Annotated in this window: 6 protein-coding genes; all 6 read right to left on the bottom strand. The window is 34.9% G+C overall.

All coding sequences use genetic code 11. From position 1 onward, the window contains the following. Nucleotides 1-222: 222 nt before the first annotated feature. The gene (locus tag BW929_RS14890) at nucleotides 223-1920 is read right to left on the bottom strand and encodes an FAD-dependent oxidoreductase (protein WP_076546256.1); all 1698 of its coding nucleotides are present in this window, start codon (nucleotides 1918-1920) and stop codon (nucleotides 223-225) included. Nucleotides 1921-2001: 81 nt separating this feature from the next. Further along, on the bottom strand, nucleotides 2002-3261 hold the full coding sequence (locus BW929_RS14885; RefSeq protein WP_076546255.1) for a YeeE/YedE family protein: 1260 nt from the start codon (nucleotides 3259-3261) through the stop codon (nucleotides 2002-2004). 328 nt (nucleotides 3262-3589) lie between these two features. Next, nucleotides 3590-4507, bottom strand: a complete 918-nt coding sequence (gene cysK / locus BW929_RS14880) for a cysteine synthase A (protein WP_076546254.1) — start codon at nucleotides 4505-4507, stop codon at nucleotides 3590-3592. Between the two features lie 67 nt (nucleotides 4508-4574). Continuing rightward, nucleotides 4575-5579, bottom strand: a complete 1005-nt coding sequence (locus tag BW929_RS14875) for an aliphatic sulfonate ABC transporter substrate-binding protein (RefSeq protein ID WP_076546253.1) — start codon at nucleotides 5577-5579, stop codon at nucleotides 4575-4577. 117 nt (nucleotides 5580-5696) lie between these two features. Next, the gene (locus tag BW929_RS14870; protein WP_076546252.1) at nucleotides 5697-6455 is read right to left on the bottom strand and encodes an ABC transporter permease; all 759 of its coding nucleotides are present in this window, start codon (nucleotides 6453-6455) and stop codon (nucleotides 5697-5699) included. Beyond that, nucleotides 6436-6949 (bottom strand): ABC transporter ATP-binding protein (locus BW929_RS14865; protein WP_143414061.1); only part of this gene is annotated, 514 nt, incomplete at its 5' end. The genes BW929_RS14865 and BW929_RS14870, both read right to left, overlap by 20 nt.

Genomic DNA, 6949 nt, shown 5'->3' with positions numbered 1-6949 from the left:
TTGAACAATGGTTATATACTATCATCAAAGATATCATATTTATAAAAATTTATCAATTGGAATAAATGATTAAAAGACCATCAAGGTTAACCTTGATGGTCTAAATAGAGTACCGATAGTCTCGATTAATTTTCAGCAGACATTACTTTTAAATTTTAGATACTAACTATCTGACACCGGGATAATTGGGATAATTTCTCAAGGGATGGCTACCAATGAAAATTACTCAAAATTATATTCTGTTACAATCTTTTCGCGATCAGTTGTCTGATCTAAGAAATATTCATAACAGGAGATTCCAAGGAAGGAACCAGAAATATTGATTACATTATCAAAACCTCTACCCTGTAAAGCTAGAACAGCGTTGTAACTTCTCTGACCTGAACGGCAGTGTAAGTAAACAGGCTGATCTTCAGGGATTTCATCAGTTCTTTCTCTCAGCTCACTTAAAGGAATATTAACTGAGTTAACTAAATGACCTATTTCATATTCTTCTTTTTCGCGGACATCAACGATAAAGGCATCATTTTCCACTAATTCTCTGACCTCTGTAACAGGGACCTGATTATAGCGGTTATTAATAATATTTGTTGCAACCAGACTTGCCTGATTAACTGCATTTCTTGGAGTAGAGAATAGAGGAGCATAGGCCAATTCTGATTCTGTTAAATCCTCTACAGTTGCATCAAATAAAATTGCTGTTGCTATTACATCAATTCTCTTATCCACATTACCCTTACCAATTGCCTGAGCACCCAATACCTTTCCAGTTGGCACCTCATATAGTAATTTAAAGTGCAGCGGGTTTGCATCTGGCATTAAACCAACTTTGTCGGTAGGGATTACATAAACAAAATCATAAGAAATTCCTGCATCTTTTAGCTGCTTCTCATTTAGACCTGTTGCAGCAGCATTGTAATCAAAGGCTCTGATTACTGAAGTTCCAATTACTCCATTATTTTTATTAGGAATATTGTACATATGGTTTGCAGCAGCACGAGCCTGTCTCTGAGCAGGACCAGCAAGTGGTAATCTTGTTTTAGAGCGAGCAATCTTAGAATAAACTTCGATCACATCTCCAACAGCATAAATGTCAGGATCACTTGTCATATAGTTGTGATTTACTTCAATTCCACCTGTTTCTCCAATTTTAAGGCCTGCATCTTCAGCCAACTTGGTTTCTGGGCTGACACCAATAGCTAAAACAACGGCTTCTGCATCAATTTTCTTGCCAGATTTTAAAATAACATGGTCATCATTTACTTCAGTTAGTGGATCTGATAGAACAATATTAACTCCATTATCATGCAGTTCTTTCTGGAGGATTTGAGCCATGTCAAAATCTAGCGGCTGCAGTACCTGGTCCATAGCTTCTACTAAAGCTACATTTTTATTAGAGTGAATAAAGTTTTCAGCGATTTCAACTCCAATATAGCCCGCACCAATAACTGCAACATTTTCTACATTATTATTTTTAACATACTGATTTAATTGATCAATATCATCTACATTGCGGATAGTAAAGACGTTTTCATTATTTACTCCCTTAATGCTTCCAGGTCTGATTGGATTTGCACCGGGAGAAAGCATTAATTTATCATAGGCTTCAGTATATGTTTCACCAGTTTCTAAATTTTTAACTTCGATAGTTTTTTCTTCTCTATTAATTTTTGTTACTTCACTATTAACACGAGCATCGATATTATACTGTTCAGCAAACTTTGAAGGACACATTAAGACTAAATCATCACAATCTCTAACAATTCCACTTAAGTGGTAAGGTAAAGAACAGTTAGAAAAGGATACATGAGAACCTCGTTCAAACATAATTACCTCTGCATCTTCATCCAGTCTTCTTACTCTAGCAGCTGTACCAGCTCCACCAGCTACTCCCCCAACAATTAAAACTCTTTTACTCATATTATATTCCTCCTGTAAATTTTTTATTATAAATCATTCTTTCAGCCATTAAAAAGTGACTGAAAGAGTATGTTGCTTACTTTAATAAATTTTTTCGCTAAATTTATTACTAATTACTCCTCCGATAATCATAAAGACAAGGAAGACCCAGCCGGAAAGAGAGAAATTAGAAATTGGTGTATATAGGGCTCCAACATTACATCCCTGAGCAAGACGTGTTCCAAATCCCATTGATAGTCCTCCAAGAGCATACATTAGCCCTTGTTTTTTACTGATATGAAGTTCTGAATTGAAAAACTCCATAAATTTACCTGCAGTTAAAAGATAAATTATTGCTCCAACGAGAATACCAAAGTTTTGAACTGAGATCTGGTGTTCAAAAAATGGAGTAGCAAAAGTCTCAGCTGACAGTTTAGTAAATTCAGATAAACTTTGAGCAGAAACTCCAAACAACATTAATATTTTTCCAAACCAGATACCATAAGGTTGAGAAACACCCCATCCATATCCAGTTACTCCCATTAGAATAGTAACAATAATTGCTAGTGCTATGCCTCCCTGTTTTAATGTCCAGGGTTTTTCAAATAAGTGATAATATGTATCTGAACTAAATAATTTGAAATTCTTTAAGTCAATTGGTTGCAGATTTTCCTGGATTCTTTCAATTTCTAAGCCGCTGTACTCACCTGTTTTTTTCTTATGTTTTTCATACATATAAGATAAGATAGTAAATAGAAGGCAAAGTGCTCCAAGGGCAAGTAATCCACCTAAATAACCTTCAAAACCATCTCCCTGGAATAGGTCAGGTAAGAAGACCCCTCCCATAGTCCTGTATCCAATATAAGAGCTAAACCAGGATTCCTGTACCCAGCTGGCTGTATTCTGGATTGGAAAACCAATAAATACTCCAAACATAAAGAAAACTAGAGTTGTAAATGCACGTGGAAGAGCCTGGGGTAAATCTGTAAGTACTCCACTTGCACAGCAGACAGAAATAGACATTCCAAAGCCAAATAAAAATCCCCCCAGCATTAAACCAATGTTGATCGGTTTTATCCAGAGATTATAACTTGCTGGATCTTTACCAAATAAAAATGCTGTCATTAAAACAGCTGTAATAAAAAACATGAACATTAAAGTACGCATTAATTTTGTTGACCCAGTTCTGTAAGCTCTATTTACACTCCCTGCAAAACCAGTATAAGCTCTGGCAAGAGCATAACCGAAACCTGAGCCAGCTAATAATCTAAAAAATAAAATATCGGTTTTCAGCCAGAATTTTGCTGCAACAAAAACAATTATTATTGCTATAAATCCTAAAATTTTTTCTGTTTTTTTCATTTTTTTAACATCCTCCCTGTTAATTATTAATAATTTAAACCCCCTAAACTTTGTTCTAAAATTCGCAAATAAAAGCAAAAAATAAAGACAAAAAAATAAGTAAGTAATTTAATTCCTTCTAAGTTAATTTATAATATTATTCACAAAACAAAGCTTCTAAAATTATTATATATCATTTGTTATCAATACTAAAATAATAATATCTTATATTGGATAACTTTATGTTATAGATAGAAAAAGAGACCAGTTAATAACTGGTCTCTTTTTAAAGTAAATAATATTTGTTGCAGCATTGAAAAAAAGCTCTATTATTATTTAATGAGCATATTTAATTAAAAAATTCTCCTCCAAGGTATCTCTGGCCGGTGTCGGCTGCGATAGCTAGCACTTTTTTTTCGGGGTCTAAATTTTTAGCTACTTTTAGTGCAGTCCAGACAGCTGCACCAGAAGAAGGTCCAAGAAGCAGGCCTTCTTCTGCTGCCAGTTTTCTGGTTGTTTCTATTACCTCAGAATCAGAAATATGATAAATTTTATCATAGATAGTACTATCCAGTGTTTGAGGAATAAAACCAGGTCCTGTACCAGGAATTTTATGAGGTCCCGGTTGACCGCCGGCCAGAACTCGAGAATTTTCTGATTCTACAGTATAAATTTTTAATTCAGGTAGTTTTTCTTTTAGTTTATTTCCGGTACCGGAAATAGTTCCACCTGTACCGGCAGAGGCAACAAAGGCATCCAGCTGGCCGTTCATCTGTTCTAAAATTTCTAAAGCGGTTGTTTTTTGATGAACAGCTGGGTTGGCTGGATTTTTAAACTGATTGGGAATAAAAGAATTATTAATTTTTCTTTTCAGCTCATGAGCTTTATCGATAGCCCCCTGCATCAGCTTTTGGGCAGGAGTAAGCACTACCTCAGCTCCATAAGCTTTTAAAATCTTTATTCTTTCCTGTGAGGCACTATCAGGCATAATTATAATACAATTATAACCGTTGGCTGCGGCAATCATTGCCAGCCCAATCCCTGTATTACCACTTGTGGGCTCAATTATTGTGCCACCTTTTTTTAGTTTATTTTCTTTTTCTGCTTCTTTAATCATATTTAAAGCAGGACGGTCTTTAACACTGCCGCTAGGATTAAAATACTCTAACTTAACATAAACAGCTGCATCGTTTTTACTGGCCATTTTTTGTAATCTAACAACTGGAGTTTCTCCAATTAATTCTGTTATCTTATTTACTACCTTCATCTTTATCCTTCCTTACTTTATAGTATTAACTATATTATTTCAAAAATATAGAGTAATAACAAATTTTTTATTTTGTTACTTTATTTAAATATGAGATATCAATAAATCCATCAAGATTAGAATCTCCCTTAATAAAACCTAATTCTGCAGAAAGATCAGCCAGTTTTTGAACTACAGAACTATCAAGCTCAGAAGTGATATTGGTTCTCTTCATTGAACGCTCTATTATTTCCAGAGATAATTTTTGTCTGGTTATTTCTTTAATTTGCTTCTGAATAATATTACTGCTTTCAACTGGATTATTGTTTATATACTCAACTGTTTTTTGATGAGCCTTAAGAAAATTTTCAATTAGTTCTGGATTGTTTTTAATAAATTCACTAGTTGAAACAACTAAGGTTGCTGGCAATTTGCCGTTCCAGGGCATCTGATTCCAGTCAACAACCACTTTAGAATCAAGATCTGCTTCCATCCGTGCTGCCCAGGGTTCGGAAACAACTGCTGCATCAAGCTGTTTGGTGGCAAAAAGTCCAACCATTGTTGCTGGTTTCTGAGCCCGGTGATCAATGCTGCCTCCCCGTCGATTTGTATTTAAGTTATTGTCTTTAATTAACTGTCTAAAAAGTAGATCATGCGTACAGCCCAGAGCAGGGGTAGCTATAATTTTATTTTTTAAGTCTTCTACGGAATTATATTCAAAATCTTTTCGAGTTACCAACACTGTTCCACCTGTGCTGGCACTTGCCAGAGCTTTTACATCTGCTCCCTGCAGATAGCGGTTAATCGCTGGCCCGGGTCCAACATAACCAAGATCAATTTGATTTGTAGCTAAGGCATCCATGAAAAGAGATCCATTGGGAAAAATTTTAGTTTTGATCTTAATTCCATTCAGCTGCTCTACAAATATATTTTCACTAACTCCAACGATTGCCGGTGCATGAGTAATATTGGGGAAATAACCAATAGTTATTTCCTCAAGGTCGGAAGCGGCTGTTGTTCCAGCTGCTGCTAAAAATAATAAACTAAAAATTACCAGGACTAAAATACTGTTTTTAAGATTTCTTTTTTTCATTTTGAAATTCTCCTTTTAAGCTATAATATTTAATGAATTTTGATTGCTAAGTTGTGATTAATAAAATATACAAAATAGAGCTTTGGTGATTTTAACTAAAAAATATTGAAATTTAATTTATTTACTATTTAATCCCCAGCGATTGAGAACTACTTTTTCTGCTTTTTTAAATAAAAAATTGTCTGTGAGATAGCCGATCGAACCAATGAGCAAGATGACTGTAATAACCAGACTCATATTACCCATATCTCTGCCCCACATTAAGATCTGACCCAGACCATCACCACTTCCTATTAGTTCTCCTGCCATTAATGCTCGCCAGGAAAAAGCCCAGGAGAGGCGCATTCCAGTTATTAAATGAGGAATAGCTGCTGGCAAAATTACCTTCCAGAAGAGCTGTATTTTGTTAACTCCCATTGTTTTAGCAGCTTTAATTAAAACAGGCTGTACATTTTTAATACCTGTACTGGCATTAATCACCATATTCCAGGTTCCACCGAGAACTACAACAAAAATTATTGCCCGTTCTCCCATTGAAAACCAGAGTAGTGCCAATGGAAGCCAGACAACACTTGGTACACTCTGCAGGGCAAGTATAAATGGTCCAATTGTATCTTCAACCAGTTGAAAACTGGCAATTAATACTCCTAACATCAGCCCAAAGAGAAGAGAGAGGCTGTAACCAATAAGCAGTCTTTTAAAACTGGCAGTGATAGCAAAAGTAAAAGTTCCATCTTTAAACCCTTCTATTAAGGTGGAAGTTACCATTCCAGGAGAGGGAAAAAGAAAATCAGGCCAGATGTTTAACTGAAATAAAAACTGCCAGACGGCAAGAATTAATAAAATAAATATAGTTTTAGGTAGCAATTTTTTCATAAGTATTTTCACCCCGGCTTTCAATTTCTTCTTCAAGTAAATCTAGAATTTTATTTTCAATTCTAATTAAAGCAGAGTTTTCTCTATCACGAGGCTGTGGAATATCTATTCTAAATTCTTCTATAATTCTACCAGGATTACTGCCAAAAACAATTACTCGGTCAGAAAGTTTAACTGCTTCTCTGATATTATGAGTTACAAAAACAATAGTTTTTTCTGTTTTCTGCCAGAGTTTTATTAACTGTCGGTGGAGCATTAATCTGCTTTGTTCATCCAGGGCACCAAAGGGTTCATCCATCAGCAAAATTTCTGGATCTAATACCAGTGATCTTGCAATTGCTACCCTCTGTTTCATCCCACCAGAGAGCTGATGAGGATAAGAATCCTTAAAATCATCAAGCTGAACTGCTTTTAACTGTTCTAAAGCTTTTTGGTATGCCTTTTTTTTATCTATTTTTTTTATTTTTAATCCAAAAAGAACATTTTCTATAACT

The sequence above is a fragment of the Halanaerobium kushneri genome, assembly GCF_900156285.1.
GTDB lineage: Bacteria > Bacillota > Halanaerobiia > Halanaerobiales > Halanaerobiaceae > Halanaerobium > Halanaerobium kushneri.
This window is presented reverse-complemented; position numbering and strand designations above follow the sequence as displayed.

Excerpts from the sequence above, each read along its gene's own strand:
- BW929_RS14885 (WP_076546255.1), bottom strand. The coding sequence starts at position 3,261 with ATGAAAAAAACAGAAAAAATTTTAGGATTTATAGCAATAATAATTGTT.
- cysK (WP_076546254.1), bottom strand. The coding sequence starts at position 4,507 with ATGAAGGTAGTAAATAAGATAACAGAATTAATTGGAGAAACTCCAGTT.
- BW929_RS14870 (WP_076546252.1), bottom strand. The coding sequence starts at position 6,455 with ATGAAAAAATTGCTACCTAAAACTATATTTATTTTATTAATTCTTGCC.
- BW929_RS14875 (WP_076546253.1), bottom strand. The coding sequence starts at position 5,579 with ATGAAAAAAAGAAATCTTAAAAACAGTATTTTAGTCCTGGTAATTTTT.
- BW929_RS14890 (WP_076546256.1), bottom strand. The coding sequence starts at position 1,920 with ATGAGTAAAAGAGTTTTAATTGTTGGGGGAGTAGCTGGTGGAGCTGGT.